This window comes from Streptomyces sp. NPDC028991, from assembly GCF_055564775.1.
Genome location: NZ_JBVHVP010000014.1, coordinates 43,588 through 58,849 on the forward strand (window position 1 = coordinate 43,588; position 15,262 = coordinate 58,849).

Annotated in this window: 17 protein-coding genes and 1 riboswitch; of the genes, 6 read left to right on the top strand and 11 right to left on the bottom strand. The window is 73.8% G+C overall.

Annotated features, from left to right (window positions below; all coding sequences use genetic code 11):
* Complete coding sequence (locus tag ACZ4V1_RS24920; RefSeq protein WP_468339752.1) at positions 1–756, top strand: SDR family oxidoreductase; 756 nt, start codon at positions 1–3, stop codon at positions 754–756.
* Between the two features lie 125 nt (positions 757–881).
* Here ACZ4V1_RS24920 and amaP read toward each other — a convergent pair whose 3' ends face one another.
* From amaP to ACZ4V1_RS24945, 5 genes are read right to left on the bottom strand one after another with little or no spacing between them, the layout of a single operon-like run.
* Complete coding sequence (gene amaP, locus ACZ4V1_RS24925; RefSeq protein WP_468339754.1) at positions 882–1,469, bottom strand: alkaline shock response membrane anchor protein AmaP; 588 nt, start codon at positions 1,467–1,469, stop codon at positions 882–884.
* The gene (locus tag ACZ4V1_RS24930; protein ID WP_468339755.1) at positions 1,466–2,146 is read right to left on the bottom strand and encodes a DUF6286 domain-containing protein; all 681 of its coding nucleotides are present in this window, start codon (positions 2,144–2,146) and stop codon (positions 1,466–1,468) included. Before ACZ4V1_RS24930 ends, amaP begins: the two co-directional genes overlap by 4 nt.
* A complete protein-coding gene (locus tag ACZ4V1_RS24935; RefSeq protein ID WP_468339757.1) occupies positions 2,143–2,526 on the bottom strand; it encodes a hypothetical protein in 384 nt (127 codons plus the stop codon). Before ACZ4V1_RS24935 ends, ACZ4V1_RS24930 begins: the two co-directional genes overlap by 4 nt.
* Positions 2,523–2,708, bottom strand: coding sequence for a hypothetical protein (locus ACZ4V1_RS24940; protein ID WP_003976987.1), 186 nt, complete (start codon positions 2,706–2,708; stop codon positions 2,523–2,525). The genes ACZ4V1_RS24935 and ACZ4V1_RS24940 overlap by 4 nt, the downstream gene beginning before the upstream one ends.
* Positions 2,709–2,736: 28 nt before the next feature.
* The gene (locus ACZ4V1_RS24945; RefSeq protein ID WP_055416248.1) at positions 2,737–3,204 is read right to left on the bottom strand and encodes an Asp23/Gls24 family envelope stress response protein; all 468 of its coding nucleotides are present in this window, start codon (positions 3,202–3,204) and stop codon (positions 2,737–2,739) included.
* 86 nt (positions 3,205–3,290) lie between these two features.
* Between ACZ4V1_RS24945 and ACZ4V1_RS24950 the strand changes: the two genes are divergently transcribed.
* The gene (locus ACZ4V1_RS24950) at positions 3,291–4,106 is read left to right on the top strand and encodes a nucleopolyhedrovirus P10 family protein (protein ID WP_468339760.1); all 816 of its coding nucleotides are present in this window, start codon (positions 3,291–3,293) and stop codon (positions 4,104–4,106) included.
* A 372-nt stretch (positions 4,107–4,478) separates the two neighbouring features.
* On the opposite strand, the gene ACZ4V1_RS24955 is transcribed toward ACZ4V1_RS24950, so the two are convergent.
* The 3 genes from ACZ4V1_RS24955 to ACZ4V1_RS24965 form a co-directional block, all read right to left on the bottom strand.
* Complete coding sequence (locus ACZ4V1_RS24955; RefSeq protein ID WP_468339762.1) at positions 4,479–5,282, bottom strand: enoyl-CoA hydratase/isomerase family protein; 804 nt, start codon at positions 5,280–5,282, stop codon at positions 4,479–4,481.
* Between the two features lie 158 nt (positions 5,283–5,440).
* Positions 5,441–5,662 (bottom strand): helix-turn-helix domain-containing protein, encoded by a 222-nt coding sequence (locus ACZ4V1_RS24960; RefSeq protein WP_003976983.1) that lies wholly within the window; start codon positions 5,660–5,662, stop codon positions 5,441–5,443.
* A 335-nt stretch (positions 5,663–5,997) separates the two neighbouring features.
* Positions 5,998–7,596, bottom strand: a complete 1,599-nt coding sequence (locus tag ACZ4V1_RS24965; RefSeq protein ID WP_468339764.1) for an ABC-F family ATP-binding cassette domain-containing protein — start codon at positions 7,594–7,596, stop codon at positions 5,998–6,000.
* A gap of 300 nt (positions 7,597–7,896) precedes the next feature.
* Between ACZ4V1_RS24965 and ACZ4V1_RS24970 the strand changes: the two genes are divergently transcribed.
* A complete protein-coding gene (locus tag ACZ4V1_RS24970; RefSeq protein ID WP_468339766.1) occupies positions 7,897–8,310 on the top strand; it encodes a VOC family protein in 414 nt (137 codons plus the stop codon).
* Between the two features lie 148 nt (positions 8,311–8,458).
* On the opposite strand, the gene ACZ4V1_RS24975 is transcribed toward ACZ4V1_RS24970, so the two are convergent.
* The 3 genes from ACZ4V1_RS24975 to ACZ4V1_RS24985 form a co-directional block, all read right to left on the bottom strand.
* Positions 8,459–9,886 carry a hypothetical protein gene (locus tag ACZ4V1_RS24975; RefSeq protein WP_468339768.1) on the bottom strand — a complete coding sequence of 476 codons (1,428 nt, stop codon included), beginning with the start codon at positions 9,884–9,886 and terminating at the stop codon, positions 8,459–8,461.
* A 169-nt stretch (positions 9,887–10,055) separates the two neighbouring features.
* Positions 10,056–11,183, bottom strand: a complete 1,128-nt coding sequence (locus ACZ4V1_RS24980) for an alpha/beta hydrolase family protein (protein WP_468339770.1) — start codon at positions 11,181–11,183, stop codon at positions 10,056–10,058.
* A gap of 305 nt (positions 11,184–11,488) precedes the next feature.
* Positions 11,489–12,166 (bottom strand): class II aldolase/adducin family protein, encoded by a 678-nt coding sequence (locus tag ACZ4V1_RS24985; protein WP_468339772.1) that lies wholly within the window; start codon positions 12,164–12,166, stop codon positions 11,489–11,491.
* Between the two features lie 223 nt (positions 12,167–12,389).
* Here ACZ4V1_RS24985 and ACZ4V1_RS24990 point away from each other — a divergent pair, with 223 nt between their 5' ends.
* From ACZ4V1_RS24990 to ACZ4V1_RS25000, 3 genes are all read left to right on the top strand, one after another.
* Complete coding sequence (locus ACZ4V1_RS24990) at positions 12,390–13,628, top strand: inorganic phosphate transporter (protein ID WP_468339774.1); 1,239 nt, start codon at positions 12,390–12,392, stop codon at positions 13,626–13,628.
* A gap of 34 nt (positions 13,629–13,662) precedes the next feature.
* The gene (locus ACZ4V1_RS24995; RefSeq protein WP_310874027.1) at positions 13,663–13,884 is read left to right on the top strand and encodes a hypothetical protein; all 222 of its coding nucleotides are present in this window, start codon (positions 13,663–13,665) and stop codon (positions 13,882–13,884) included.
* A gap of 140 nt (positions 13,885–14,024) precedes the next feature.
* Positions 14,025–14,163: riboswitch (cobalamin riboswitch) on the top strand.
* Between the two features lie 130 nt (positions 14,164–14,293).
* Positions 14,294–15,259 carry a cobalamin biosynthesis protein gene (locus tag ACZ4V1_RS25000; protein WP_468339776.1) on the top strand — a complete coding sequence of 322 codons (966 nt, stop codon included), beginning with the start codon at positions 14,294–14,296 and terminating at the stop codon, positions 15,257–15,259.
* Positions 15,260–15,262 lie beyond the last annotated feature (3 nt).

The following is a 15,262-nucleotide window of genomic DNA, read 5'->3' on the forward strand; positions in this document are numbered from 1 at the left end:
ATGGATCTTGGACTGAAGGACCGGGTGTACGTCGTCACGGGAGCCACCCGGGGCCTGGGCAACGCCGCCGCGCGCGAGCTGGTCGCCGACGGGGCGAAGGTGGTCGTCACGGGGCGGGACGAGAAGAGCGTCACCGACGCCGCGGCCGCGCTGGGCCCGGACGTGGTGGGGGTGGCCGCCGACAACGCCGACCCCGGAGCCGCCGGCCGGCTGATCGCGACCGCCCGTGAGCGCTTCGGCCGCTTCGACGGCGTACTGATCAGTGTGGGCGGGCCGCCGCCCGGCTTCGTCGCGGACAACACGGACGACCAGTGGCAGACGGCGTTCGAGTCGGTCTTCCTCGGTGCGGTGCGGCTGGCCCGGACGGCGGCGGCGGAGCTGGAGTCGGGCGGTGCCATCGGCTTCGTGCTGTCGGGCTCGGTGCACGAGCCGATCCCGGGCCTGACCATCTCCAACGGCCTGCGGCCGGGGCTGGCCGGTTTCGCCAAGTCCCTCGCCGACGAGCTGGGCCCGCGCGGCATCCGTGTCGTCGGCCTGCTGCCGGGCCGCGTCGACACCGACCGGGTGCGCGAGCTGGACGGCCTGTCCGCCGACCCGGAGGCGACCAGGGCGGCCGCCGAGTCCCGCATCCCGCTGCGCCGCTACGGTGCCCCGGAGGAGTTCGGCCGCGCTGCGGCGTTCCTGCTGTCCCCGGCGGCGTCCTACCTGACGGGCGTGATGCTGCCGGTGGACGGCGGAGTACGGCACGGGTTCTAGCGGAGTACGGCACGGTTCCGGAGGGATTGGTCCGCAGGGTGGACGCGGACCATCCACCCGGCCGGGGGGCGGCCCCGCCGGGGGCCGCCCCGAAGGGGCCGTGCCCCCGGCCGACCGTGCGAGGCTCAGCTGACTCGCTCGGCCCGGTGCTTGACGCCCCGGAGATGGACCTCCGCGGGGAGGGTTTCGAGGTTCGCCGAATCACGGGCGTGGGTCAGGGCGTGCGTGGTGAGGTCGTCGAGGGCGGTGCCGGGGTCCACGTGGGGGGCCAGGAGCAGGCGGACGCGGGTCGCCGGGGCGGCGCGGCGGCCGGTGAGGCGGACCCTGGCCTGTTCGACCCCGTCCACCCGGTCCGCCTCCTGGGCTAGGACGGTCTCCAGGGCCCGGCCGCGCAGCACCGCGCCCTCGCCGTCCCCCGTGTCGACGAGGACCTCGGCGAGCCGGCGGCGGCGTACCACCGCGACCAGCCACCACAGGGCGAGCAGCAGCAGGACGGCGAGTGCGGCGATGACGACCGGCCACCACCATCCGGCGTCCCGCCACCGGGTCCGGTCGTCGGTGCTGAGCAGCACGTCGTGCCGCCCGTCGTGGAGCCACCAGGAGGGCGCGGGCGCGCCGAGTCCGATGGCGAGGACCGAGCCGCCGAGGGCCAGCAGGACCAGGCCCACGAGCCCGAGCAGCACACGGTCGACGGTCCTGAGCACCGCCCTCACCCCTTTCGCCCCGGCCGTGCGACCCGCAACGACACGGCGGGCGGCCGGGCCAGTCCCAGCCCGCGCACCGCGTCGTCGAGCACGCCGTCCAGATCGGTCCGTACGTCGTCCAGTTCCCGGAAGTGCGACAGCGCGCGCACGCGGGCCTTCCGCCGGCGCATCCTGACCCGCGCGGACTGCACCCCGGCGACCTCCATGGCCCGGTCGCGCAGCACCGATGCGGCGGCGTCCCGGTGGAGCCCCGCGCGTACGTCCGGTCGGGTGCGCCGCATCGGGAGCACCTTGCGGAGGCCGGGGGTGAGGGCCAGGGCGAGCAGCCAGAGCCCGAGGGCCGCGGCGACTCCGGCGCCGACCAGGACCCACACGTCGTCGAGGGGCCGTTCGGCCAGCTGCCGGGCCAGTTCCCGGCGCCAGCCGAGGGCCGAACGGCCGGCCCGCACGGCGACCACGTCGTAGAGGAAGACGCCCGCGACGAGCACAAGCAGCAGCGCGACGATGCCCGCGGGGACACGGCGCGCGGACCAGAAGCGGCCGGCCGGCCCGGCGCCGCGACCGGGGTCGGGGCCGGGGTCGGGGTCGGGCGGCGGCCCGGTGCCGGATGCCGGCTGCTTCTCCATGTCGGGTGTCATGACGGGCAGGCGCCGCGTGCTCCCTTCGGCGTCCTGGGACTCGCTCATCGCGTCCTCCCCTGTCTCACGCCGTACTCCGCCGCCAGGTGCAGCCGCTCCACGTGGACCGCGACCTCCGGCACCGCCATTCCCACCAACGCGCGTACCCGCTGGACGACTTGGTGACGCACCCGACCGCAGCGGGCGCCGATGTCGCACGGGTAGTCGAGTTCGAGATGAACCCGGACGTGGGCGGTGTCGTGCCGGACGACGACGGTGGCGTGCGGGCGCTCGGCATCCGGGTGGAGCCGACCGACCGCCTCGCGCGCCGCCTGCGCGGCGACCTTGGCGACCACCCGGTCGGCGATCCGCGTGGCACCGCGCTCGCCCGGCGGAACGACGGCCGAGGGTTCGAGGAGCTCACCGGCCCCACCGCTCACGCCGGTCACCGCCGCCGGTCGTCTCGGGTGCGGAAGAAGTCACCGAGTTCCATGTCCCCCTCCAGAAAGCGACCGACTACGAACCCGACGGCGCCCAGGGCCGCCACCAGCAGGAAGGCCCCGAATCCGCCGAAGTACCCGGCGAAACCCAGTGCCATGCCGGCGATCATTCCGACCACGGCCATGCTCATGGTGTGCTCTCCTCAGTCACCGTCCGCGTCACTTGATCCGGGGCTCCGGCTCCTCGTCCTCCTCGTCGGGCAGCTTCACGTCACTCACCGCGATGTTGACCTCGACGACCTCCAGGCCGGTCATCCGCTCCACGGCCGCGACCACGTTCTCCCGTACGTCCCCTGCGACGTCCGAGATCGACACGCCGTACTCGACGACGATCTCCAGGTCGAGCGCGGTCTGCCTCTCGCCGACCTCGGCCTTCACGCCGCGCGTCACTCCCGACTTGGTCCCGCCGGGCACCCGGTCGCGCACGGCACCGAAGGTGCGTGACATCCCGCTGCCCATGGCGTGCACACCGGCGACGTCGCGTGCCGCCATTCCGGTGATCTTCTCCACGACGCCGTCGGCGATGGTGGTGCGGCCGCGGTCGGCGGGGGCTCCCCCACCACGCCGGGCGCCCTGCCCACGCTGTGCACCGGTCTCGGTTGTTTCCTTCTCCGTCAAATCACTCATGACCGCAGTCCCTTCGGGTCCGTCCTTCCTGTCCACCGTAAGCACGGTTGCGCGATCGCGCGTCGTGGATGCGGCAAGCTGGAGGAATGACGACGGCGGACCGGTGGACGCGGGCGGTGCGGGATCAGATGCGGCTCGGCAGGTTGCTGCCGCTGGGCGGTCCACGGGACGGCGCGTGGATCGCCGAACGTGCGGCACGGGAGGTGCTGCTCACCGCGGCCCGGGGCGTGGCCGGCGTGCGTCCGGGCCCCGGCCTGCGGATCGCGTCCGCGGGCCCGGACGACGCGTCCGAACCGGCCGTACCGCCGCCGCCGAGTGCCCTGCCGCCCGGCCCGCTGCGGGTGACGGCCGACTTCGCGGCGACCGTGGGGCCCGCGGCGACGACGGCCGAGCCGCTGCCGGCGACGGCCGCCCGCCTGCGCGCCGCGCTTACGGCGGCGGCGCGGGGCCTCGGCCTGACGGTGACCGACGTGGACCTGCGGGCGACGGCCCTGCTGGACGCGACCACGGAGCCGGAGCCGGACCCGCACCGGGAGCCGGATCCTGGCCCGGGCCGGGAGCCGGACCCGGCTCCCGGAGACGAGCCGCGCCGTCCCCGAGCCGTTGATCCGGGTGACAGGAGCGAAGGGGGCGAGGGGCGCGAGGGGGACGAGGGCCGTGCGGCCGACGCCGCGCTCGCGGTCCCGGGCGTGACCCGGCTGACGTCGACACTGGGCCGTCCCGTGAACGTCACGGAGCTGCCACGGGAGCAGGCCTCCCTGCCGCGCCGCCATGTCCGGGTGGAACTGGCGGTGGACGCGGACCACCGGGCCGTGGAGGTGGCCCGACGGGTCCGCGCGGCGGTGACGGAGGCCCTGCCGGACCGGCCGTCGGTTGCGGTGCTGGTGACGGCGGTCGGCTGAGCAGCCGACCACGCCGGCGGCGAACCTTCCTCGACCACCGCGATCAGCGCGATCGCCCCGTCCGCCCCGGCCGACGGATCACGCTGACCGACGGATCGACGAAGCGGTGGACCGACGAACCAGTGGACCGGCTGACCGGCTGACCGGCTGACCGGCTGACCGGCAGGACTGTGATCCGGCAGGACTGCGGACCGGCCGGCCTGCGGACCGGCTCACCGGTGGTACCGGCGGGCCGTGGCGGCGGTGACCGTTGCGAAAGGTCCCCGGTCCCCGGCCACCGGCCACCGGCCACCGGCCACCGGCCACCGGCCACCGGCCGAAGTGAGCCGCGGCGCCGGCAGCGGCCGTCGGGCCGCCGCGGTCGCGCCCGCGTTACTCCCCCAGCCCGGCCAGGTCGCGCAAGCGGCGTCCCTGTGCGGCCCGCTCGGCGGCGCGCTGGGCCTCGTAGTCCCGGTTCCGGGCGCCCTGGAGCAGGGCCTTGGTCTCGATGACCGCGTCGCGTGGCGCGGCCAGGACCGCCGACGCCAGGTCGTGCACGGCGCCGTCGAGCTGGTCGGCGGGCACGGCGAGGTTGGCCAGCCCGGTGTTCACCGCCTCCTCGGCCATGACGAAGCGGCCCGTCGCGCAGATCTCCAGCGCGCGGGCGTAGCCGACCAGGGACACCAGGGGGTGCGTGCCCGTCAGGTCCGGCACGAGGCCGAGGCTGGTCTCGCGCATGGCGAACTGGACGTCGTTCGCGACGACCCGCAGGTCACAGGCGAGGGCCAGCTGGAAGCCGGCCCCGATGGCATGCCCCTGCACGGCGGCCACCGACAGGATGTCGCTGCGCCGCCACCAGGTGAACGCCTCCTGGTACTCGGTGATGGTCGCGTCCAGCTCGGCGTCGCCGCCCCGCGCGAGGTCGATGAACGACGGTTCGCCGTCGAAGCCCTCGGGCGTGAACGCCTGCCGGTCGAGCCCGGCCGAGAAGGACTTGCCCTCGGCGCGGAGCACCACGACCCGGACGGAACCGGGCAGCAGCCGACCGGCTTCGGTGAGCGCCCGCCACAGAGCGGGACTCTGCGCGTTGCGCTTGGCCGGGTTGGTCAGCGTCACCGTGGCGATCGCGTCGTCGACGGTGAGCCGCACGCCGTCCTTTTCGAGTGCGGGACCGGGATCGTGCGCGGGCGAAGCCATGGGGTGCCTCCGAAAGGTGCGGTCGTCGTCCCCGCCGCGCGCCGGCTGCGACGCCGTACGACGGCAGAGCTAAGTGACTGCACAGTAACCACCCGGACGGTCGGACGACCGGCCGGGTGGCCACCTTCACTTTCGGAGTCGAGGGGCCGCCCGGAGCATCAGGCCGATGTGGCCTTTTTGCCCCGGGTAGCCCCGCCACGCCCTCGGAGCGTGACACCCGACTCGCTGAGCATGCGGTGCACAAAGCCATACGAGCGGCCGGTTTCCTCGGCCAACGCCCGGATGCTCGCACCGGCGTCGTACTTCTTCTTCAGGTCTGCCGCGAGCTTGTCGCGCGCGGCGCCGGTTACCCGGCTGCCCTTCTTCAGAGTCTCGGCCACCCGGTCCTCCTCATGGGAAGTGCGCTCTGGTCTCCTCATGATCACCCCTCCAGGGCTTCATGGCCACCCATTCGGCAAGGTCGATGAGCCAAGGTTGTGACGACAGGAGCGAGTCCCCACATACGGAATCTGCGATTCCAGAGAATCCCGTCCGTACGGCCGAACGGGTTTCTCCGTGAAGTTCCAGGTCAGACAGGTATCGCGGCCGGGCCCCCGGCACACGGGGACCCGGCCGCGAAATCGATGTAGGACACACCTCGTGATGAGGAGATCTCACACAGATGGTGGATCACGGATCGGCCGAATGATCCATAACCAGTGGATCATCCATTCGATCAAGCCAGGGCGACGAGATCCGCGTAGTCGGCGCCCCACAGGTCCTCGACGCCGTCCGGAAGCAGAATGATCCGCTCCGGCTGGAGCGCCTCGACGGCGCCCTCGTCGTGGGTGACCAGGACGACGGCGCCCTTGTAGGTGCGCAGCGCCCCGAGGATCTCCTCGCGGCTGGCGGGGTCGAGGTTGTTGGTGGGCTCGTCGAGCAGCAGCACGTTGGCCGAGGACACCACGAGGGTCGCCAGCGCGAGGCGGGTCTTCTCGCCGCCGGACAGGACGCCGGCCGGCTTGTCGACGTCGTCGCCGGAGAACAGGAACGAGCCCAGCGTCTTGCGGACCTCGACGAGGTCGAGGTCGGGGTTGGCGGAGCGCATGTTCTCCAGGACGGTGCGCTCGGGGTCGAGGGTCTCGTGCTCCTGCGCGTAGTAGCCGAGCTTGAGGCCGTGGCCCTCGATCACCTGGCCGGTGTCGGGCTTCTCGACGCCGCCGAGCAGGCGCAGCAGGGTGGTCTTGCCGGCGCCGTTGAGGCCGAGGATGACGACCCGGGAGCCCTTGTCGATGGCCAGGTCGACGTCCGTGAAGATCTCCAGGGAGCCGTACGACTTGGAGAGGCCCTCGGCGGTCAGCGGGGTCTTGCCGCAGGGCGCGGGCTCGGGGAAGCGGAGCTTGGCGACCTTGTCGGACTTCCGCTCGGACTCCAGGCCGGCCAGCAGCTTGTCCGCGCGGCGGGCCATGTTCTGCGCGGCGACGGTCTTGGTGGCCTTGGCGCGCATCTTGTCGGCCTGCGAATGGAGGGCGGAGGCCTTCTTCTCCGCGTTCTGCCGTTCGCGCTTGCGGCGCTTCTCGTCGGCCTCGCGCTGCTGCTGGTAGAGCCGCCAGCCCATGTTGTAGACGTCGATCTGGGAGCGGTTGGCGTCCAGGTAGAACACCTTGTTGACGACCGTCTCGACCAGGTCGACGTCGTGGGAGATCACGATGAAGCCGCCGCGGTAGGTCTTGAGGTAGTCGCGCAGCCAGACGATCGAGTCGGCGTCGAGGTGGTTGGTCGGCTCGTCGAGCAGCAGGGTGTCGGCGTCCGAGAACAGGATCCGGGCCAGCTCGATACGGCGGCGCTGACCGCCGGAGAGCGTGTGCAGGGGCTGGCCGAGCACCCGGTCGGGCAGGTTGAGCGCGGCGGCGATGGTGGCGGCCTCGGCCTCGGCGGCGTACCCGCCCTTGGTGAGGAACTCCGTCTCCTGGCGCTCGTACTGCTTGAGTGCCTTCTCGCGGGTGGCGCCCTGGCCGTTGGCGATGCGCTGCTCGTTCTCGCGCATCTTGCGGATCAGGACGTCCAGGCCGCGCGCGGACAGGACGCGGTCGCGGGCGAGCACGTCCAGGTCGCCGGTGCGCGGGTCCTGCGGGAGGTAGCCGACCTCGCCGGAGCGGGTGACGGTGCCGCCGGCGGGCTGGCCCTCGCCGGCGAGGACCTTGGTGAGGGTGGTCTTGCCGGCGCCGTTGCGGCCGACCAGGCCGATGCGGTCGCCCTTGGCGATGCGGAAGGTGGCGCTTTCGATGAGGACGCGGGCACCGGCGCGCAGCTCGATGCCGGAGGCGGAGATCACGGTCAGACTCCTGGGCGGGTGGTTGGCGGGATGGGCGGCTGGAGGACGTTCCCGCCGTCTAATGCGCGAGGAGAATGGCCATGGGGGCCAGTCTAACGGGGCCGTGCAACCGCTTTTCCCGGGTCGCCGGTGTCCGCGGCTCCCTGTTCGGAGCTCCCGTGTTCGGGAGCGCGGGTCCGGGGCGTTGTCGGTGGGCGGTGCAAGACTGGGCGACAGGGCTGGATTCCATGGTTTTCCGGACTTCGGGGATCTTCATGGCATCCACTCCTCCGGGTACCGGCTCACAAAGGAGTGATCGGCATGGCAGGCATGGACGGCGGGAACCCCAGCGTCTACCCGACGCTGCTGTACGCAGACGCCAAGGCGGCGGTCCGGCAGCTCACACAGGCCTTCGGCTTCAGGGAACTGGCGGTGTACGAGGGCGAGGACGGCTCGGTGGCCCACGCCGAGCTGGCCCAGGGCAACGGCGCGGTCATGCTCGGCTCGAAGGGCACGGGCAGCCGCTTCGACGAGGCGATGAAGAACGCCGGTACGACGGGGGTGTACGTCGTGGTGTCGGACGTCGACGCCCACCACCGGCGGGCGGTGGAACACGGTGCGGAAATCCTGATGCCTCCGACGGACCAGGACTACGGATCGCGGGACTACATGGCCCGGGACCTGGAGGGCAACATCTGGAGCTTCGGCACGTACGCGCCTGAGATCCGCGGGTAGCCTCCGGCGGTTCGCGGCGGGCCGAGTGGTTGGTCCGGGTCCGGGTCCGCGTCCGGGTCGGCGGCAGGGCCCCGCACCAGCACCAGCACCCGAACCCGCCGCGCCGGGCCGGGCCGGGCCGGGCCGCGCGGGCGGATGCCCGGCGTGATCAGCTGCCTCCGGTGTGGACCTGGAAGGCCGCCCTGCGCACGGCTTTGGCCAGGGCGGGATCGGGGTGCGCCGCGGCGAGGGCGACCAGGACCTGCACGGTGCGGGGGTGACCGACGGCCCGGACCTCGTCCAGCAGGGCCGGGACGGTGGGCTGCACCGCCGACTCCAGGTGCCTCACGAGCAGCGGGGCCTCACCGTGGTCGGCGACGGCGGCCGCGGTGTCGACCCACAGCCACGTGGCCTCCTGGCGGGTGAGCACCTCGTGGGCGTCCTCGGGGTCGGCGCCGTCGTGCTCGGCCAGCCAGAGCAGGGCGTACGGCCGCAGCGTCGGCTCGTCGAGGACGGCGCGGACGTCGGGCTCGGCGGGTGCGCCGACGACGCGCAGCGCCTCGAAGGCGAGGCCGCGCAGCAGGGCGTCCTCACCACGCGCGCCGCCGAGCAACTCGGCGACGGCGCTGCCGACGGGGCGGGCGGCGAGCCAGGCGCGGTACTCGGCGCGGGCGGCGTTCGGGCGGAGCTGGGCACAGCCGCGGAGCATGTCCTCGGCCGACTGTTCGATGTTTCCGGCGGGGCTCTGCGCGGCGACGCAGATCTGCTCCAGCTTGACCCAGACCGCCCAGTTGCCGAGCGGAGTGAGCGTGGCGTGTCCGTCGCCGCAGGTGAGGGCTCCGACGGAGGCCAGGGCATGCAGGGCCCAGTCCAGGAGCGGGGCGAGCGGCGTGCCGGCGGTGGGGTCCGCGAGCGGTACGGCAGGAGGGGTCTGTGGCGTGCCGGGCTCGAGACGCGGGCCGTAGGGGACCTCGCAGCGCTCGGTACGCAGTTCGGTGACGCGCTGCTCGAGCAGGTCCAGCAGTTGCGCCACCGGCACCGGCCCGGCGGACAGCTGGAGGAAGGAGAGCACCTGGGGCATCGCGGAGATGACCTCGGCCACGGCCGCGGGCTCCTGCCCGTCGGGCTCGGGGTGGGCCAGCGACCACGCGTCGAAGAGGGCGACCCAGCCGCGCAGCACGGCGCTGTCGTCGCGGTTCCAGGCGCGCAGCCGCCAGCCGGGGCGGGCGCTGTCGCCGTGCACCTCGATCAGTCCGGCCAGCCGGGCGGTGTCCCAGTCGGCGCGGACCTTGGCCACGGTCAGGCCCAGCTCCCGGGCCGCCTGGTCGGCGGTCGCGTCGGAGAGCGTGGCCTTGCCGTCGGCGGTCGCGCTGCCGCGGCCGGGGCCGAGGGCGGTATCGGCCCAGCGGGCGACACGGGCCGCGTCGGCCAGACCGGAGCGTGCCATTCTGGCCAGCTCCGACCGGGCCGGTGTGCCCTCCGGGGGTCGCGGCGCGGCGCGGCGCGGACGCCGCTGAGTCATCGCTTGGGGGGCGGCGGCCAGGGGTCGCGGGCGGACGAGTCGAAGCCTGGAGTCGCGCGGGATACGGGACGTCACGGGTGCAGTCTTCCGGTTGACGGTCCGAAAACCCAAACGGAATGCCACGGCCGGTGCCGGGGACGGCGGGCGCGCGGGCCCGGGGCGGCGTCGGGGCATCGGAACAGGCCAGTGGCACGGCGCTAAACGGAACCGGAGCGGGGGGTGACGGGCCCGAGGTGCTCGGGGGTCACACCAGTGGGGTCATGAAGCGGCGCAGGGTCTCTTCGTAGTCGTCGGGGTCGGCGTTCCACATGGCGCCGTGCGGGGCGCCCTCGACCGTGTGGAGGGCGACCAGGCGCGGGTGCGTGTCGGCGAGGCGGCGGGAGAGCCGCCACGGGGACACCACGTCGTCGGGGCCGTGGAAGATCAGGGTCGGGACCGCCGGACGGTGGAGGCCCGCCGTGTGGACGTCGCTGTCGGCGTGCAGTCCGGCGCGGCCCTGGGCGGCGCGGACGGCGAGCGGGAGGAGCGCGCCCGGGGTGCGGCGGGCGGTGGCCAGGGCACGCAGGGTGGTCTCCCAGCTCAGTACCGGGGAGTCCAGCACGAGCCCCGCGATGCGCTCGCGTACGCCGGAGAGCGCCGCGGTGCGCAGGGCCATGGTGGCGCCGGTGGACCAGCCGAGCAGGACGACCTTGCGGGCACCGTGGTCGAGGGCGTAGCGGACGGCCGCGTCCAGGTCGCGCCACTCGGTCTCGCCGAAGTGGTGGAGGCCGTCGGGCGAGGGCGGGGCACCGACGTCGCCGCGGTAGGCGAGGGCGAGCACCGGGACGTGCCGGCGGCGCAGGGGCGCCATGAAGTTCATGGCCTGTTCGCGGGTGGCACCCAGGCCGTGTACGGCGATGATCCAGGTCGGGCGGGAGCCGGGCAGGAACCAGGCCGGGAGCGGGCCGAGTTCGCCGGGGACCTCGACGTCGGTGTATTCGAGGTCGAGGGCGGTGCCCGGGTTCCCGACGTACAGGTTCGGGGTGAGCCAGGCCCGGTCGCCGGCCGTGAGGGTGCCGTGCGTGACGCGTTCGAGGCGGCGGACGACCGTGTCGGCGCCGTGCTCGGCCGTGCCGAGGACCGGGCCGACCACGGCGTGCGAGCCGTCACCGGCGAGGCCGTACCGGCCGGGGCGCAGTGCGGCCAGATCCCGGGTGAGGGTAATCTGCCCGGCGGCGGTGCCGTGCACGGTGAGCCGGGGTTCGGTGGGCAGGGGCCGGCCGGGAGCCGCCTTGAGCGCGGCGTCGCTGGCGAGCCGGCCGGCGGCGACGCTCGCTGCACCGGCCGCCAGGGCTGCGGTGACGGCGGCGGCCGTTGCTGTGACAGTGCGCATGGGGCCAGTCTCCTGGTGGAGTCCTAGGGCGGCCAGTGGGCGGGCGGCGGGGGGTGACGAGTCCCCGCCGGTCGCCCGGTCGGGCCCGGAGCCATGAGTCGGTCCCGCTGCCGGTACCCGCGAAGCCGCGCGGTACGCGCTTCGCGGGTCGCGGGTTCCGTCGGCGGGGGCCCCGGCCACGCGGTGCGCGGGGGGCGCGGGACCCGCGCACCGCCCCCCTCGCATCGCCGCAGCACCTCCGCATCGCCCCAGCCCGCGCGCCAGGCGCGGCACCCGACACCCGGCACGGCCCCGCGGGCGCCCCTTCATGAGCCCCGTTGCCCGTACCCCCGCAGGCGTTCGGTGACATCCGTCAGCTGGTCGGCCGTCAGCAGGGACGGGGTGCGGCCCGGTACCGAGGAGGCCGTCAGCCAGAGGCGGGACATCCACTCCAGCTGGGCGGTGCGGTCGTAGGCCTGGTCGAGGGAGGCGCCGTAGGTGAGCGTGCCGTGGTTCTGGAGGAGGCAGCCGGTGCGGCCGGCGAGGGCGTCGAGCATGGTGCGGGCCAGTTCGTCGGTTCCGTAGGCCGCGTAGGGGGCGACCCGGACGGGGCCGCCGAGGGCGGCGGTCATGTAGTGGACCGGCGGGAGTTCGGCGACGAGGAGCGAGACCGCCGTCGCGTGCACGGCGTGGGTGTGGACGACGGCGCGGGCGTCGGTGGCGCGGTACACCGCGAGGTGCATGGGCAGTTCGCTGGTCGGGACCAGCGTGCCGAGCACCTGCCGCCCGTCGAGGTCGACGCCGGTGATGTCGCCGGGGGCCAAACGGTCGTAGGGCACACCCGAAGGGGTGACCAGCACCGTGTCGTCCACCCGCACCGAGACGTTGCCGGAGGTGCCGACCACCAACCCCTCCGCCACCGTCCGACGGGCCGTCGAGACGAGTGCCTCCCAGGCCCCTTCCTCGTCGGCTCCGCCCACCCGTCCGACCCGCGAATACGTCACAGTCACCGTCTCCCCTCGGGCATTTCAAGGCCCTCGCGTCCCGCCGTCGACCGGCTTCGCGGCGATCCTGCCAGGCGCGTCTCCGGAGAGCGTCGGACCGGGCACGCAGAGGGAGGCGGAGACACCGGTTCCGGTCACCGTGGCGCCCTGCTCAGTTCATCTTCCGTTCACTCTGGTTACCTACGTTCGTCCAGCCAATGACCTCGAACGATTGCCTGGGTAAATGGAAAGCTTCTCGCTGATCCTCGCGATTGTGGTAGTAACCGCACTCGCGTTCGATTTCACGAACGGTTTCCACGACACCGCGAACGCGATGGCAACGACCATTTCGACCGGTGCGCTCAAGCCCAAGGTGGCGGTGGCGATGTCCGCCGTCCTCAACCTTGTCGGCGCCTTCCTCTCGGTGGAGGTCGCCAACACGATCTCCAAGGGTCTCGTCGACGAGACCGGCATCCGTCCCGAGGTCATCTTCGCCGCCCTGGTGGGCGCGATCCTCTGGAACCTGCTGACCTGGCTGGTCGGGCTCCCGTCCAGTTCCTCGCACGCCCTCATGGGCGGTCTGATCGGTGCCGCGGTCGCTTCGGCGGGTGTCGGCGCGGTCAACGGCGACGCGCTCGTCACCAAGGTGCTGATCCCGGCGATCGCCGCCCCGCTCGTCGCGGGCCTCGCGGCGCTGCTCGGCGCACGGCTGACGTACAGGCTCGGCCGCAAGGCCGACGGCAAGGCCGCCGCCAAGGGCTACCGCGCCGGGCAGATCGCCTCCGCCGGGCTGGTCTCGCTGGCCCACGGCACCAACGACGCCCAGAAGACGATGGGCATCATCACCCTCGCCCTGGTCGCCGGCGGCGCCCTCGCCCCCGACTCCGACCCGCCCATGTGGGTCATCCTGTCCGCGGGCATCGCCATCGCGCTCGGCACCTACCTCGGCGGCTGGCGCATCATCCGCACCATGGGCAAGGGCCTGACCGACCTCCAGCCGCAGCAGGGCTTCGCCGCCCAGACCAGCGCCGCCACGGTCATCCTGGCCTCCTCCCACCTCGGCTTCTCCCTCTCCACCACGCACTCGGTCTCCGGCGCGGTGATGGGCGCGGGCCTCGGCCGCAAGGGCGGCGTGGTGCGCTGGTCCACGGCCACCCGGATGTTCGTCGCCTGGGGTCTGACCCTGCCGGCCGCGGCCCTGGTCGCCGCGATCGCCGAGTGGGTCTGCGGCCTCGGTGACTGGGGCACCGCACTCGTCGCGGTCTTCCTGGTCGCCTCCAGTGCCGCCATCTGGAAGCTCTCCCGGCGCGAGGTCGTCGACCACACCAACGTCGTCGACGAGCCCGAGCAGGCCGGTGTGGTGACCACGGCGATGGCCGCCGTGTCCCCGCCCCCGGCGGGCGTGACCGAGGACCTGGCCGCGGCCGGCGCCCCGGGGTCCGCGTCCGACTCCAAGGCCTCCTCGGCCACCACCTCTGTCTGAGCCCGCGCCCCGGGTACGAAGGAAAGCGAATTCCATGAGCATCGACTGGGCAGCTCTCGGCTCCGTCTTCGGGGTCAGCCTCGTGGCCACCGTGGCCCTGGTGGGCCTGTTCACCCTCGGCATCGTCGGCCTCTCCCGTCAGGAGCGGGCGGCCGCCCAGGGCGGCTCCGCGGCCCTCGCGGTCACCGGCGCGTACGCCTGCTTCGCGGCCTGTGCGGCGGCGGTGGCGTACGGCATCTACCTGATCGTCGCCTGACCCTCGGCGCACCCCCTTGAGGCGGGGCGCGGGACGGACTCCAACCGTCCCGCGCCCCGCCTTCTTCTCGCGCCGGTGCACACCCCCCGTGTGTGGGGCTTCGCACACTCCCCCTTCGCAGGTCAACGCCAGGTTGACGGGTGTTCGCGGGCCGTGGTGGACTTCCGGAGCCAATACGGCGGCAGGAGAGGAAGCCCGGTGCGAATCCGGCGCGGTCCCGCCACTGTGAACGGGGTGCAGACCCCGGAAGCCAGGAACTCTCACCGCCGGTCTCTTCCAACCAGGGCGCGGACACCCTGAGTGAGGACATATCGCCATGCACGGCTGCGGTTCCACGCACAGCGGTCCCGGGTACACCGGTTCCGGGCACACCAGCGACACGCTCCCCCGCCCCGCGGCCGGTTGAGCCGTGCGCGCCGAACGCGTCTTCGCGTACGGCGCCGCCGCCGGCCTTCTCGGTGACCTCCTCCTCGGCGATCCGCGCCGCGGACACCCGGTCGCCGCGTTCGGCCGTGCCGCCGGCGCCGTGGAACGGGTGCTGTGGCGTGACCACCGGGGCTGGGGCGCGCTGCACACCGCCGTGTGCGCCGGTGGCGCCGCCGCCCTGGGAACCGTCACCGCCCGCGCCGTACGCCGTTCCCCCGCCGCCTCCGTCGCGCTGACCGGAGCCGCCACCTGGGCCGTCGTCGGCGGCACCTCACTCGCGCGCGAGGCCCGCGCCGTCGGCCGGGCCCTGGACTCCGGGGACGTCGAGGCGGCCCGCGCACGGCTGCCGCACCTGTGCGGGCGGGACCCGCAGGCGCTGGACGCCGACGGGATCGCCCGGGCCGTCGTGGAGTCCGTCGCCGAGAACACCTCGGACGCGGTGGTGGGCGCCCTGGTGTGGGGCGCCGTGGCCTCAGTGCCCGGGCTGCTCGGCTTCCGGGCCGTGAACACCCTGGACGCCATGGTCGGCCACAAGTCCGCCAGGTACCGGCGGTACGGCTGGGCCTCGGCCCGGCTCGACGACCTCGCGGGCTGGCCGGGCGCCCGCCTGACCGCCGTCCTGACCGTCGTGGCCGGCGGCGACCCGCGCGGCGCCGTACGGGCCTGGCGCGCGGATGCCGCACGGCACCCGAGCCCCAACGCCGGTCCCGTGGAGGCGTCGTTCGCGGGCGCCCTGGGCGTACGGCTCGGCGGAACGCTCTCCTACGGCGGGCGGGTGGAGCACCGGCCCGTCCTCAACGGCACGGCGGGACGGGCCGTCCGGGCCGGCTCCGGCGACATCGACCGGGCCGTCCGGCTCTCCCGGCGCGTGGGCTGGCTGGCGCTCGGCGTGTGCGCGGGCGCCCGGCTGTTCGCGCGCGGGGCCGTCAGGAAGGGGCGTACGACATGAGCG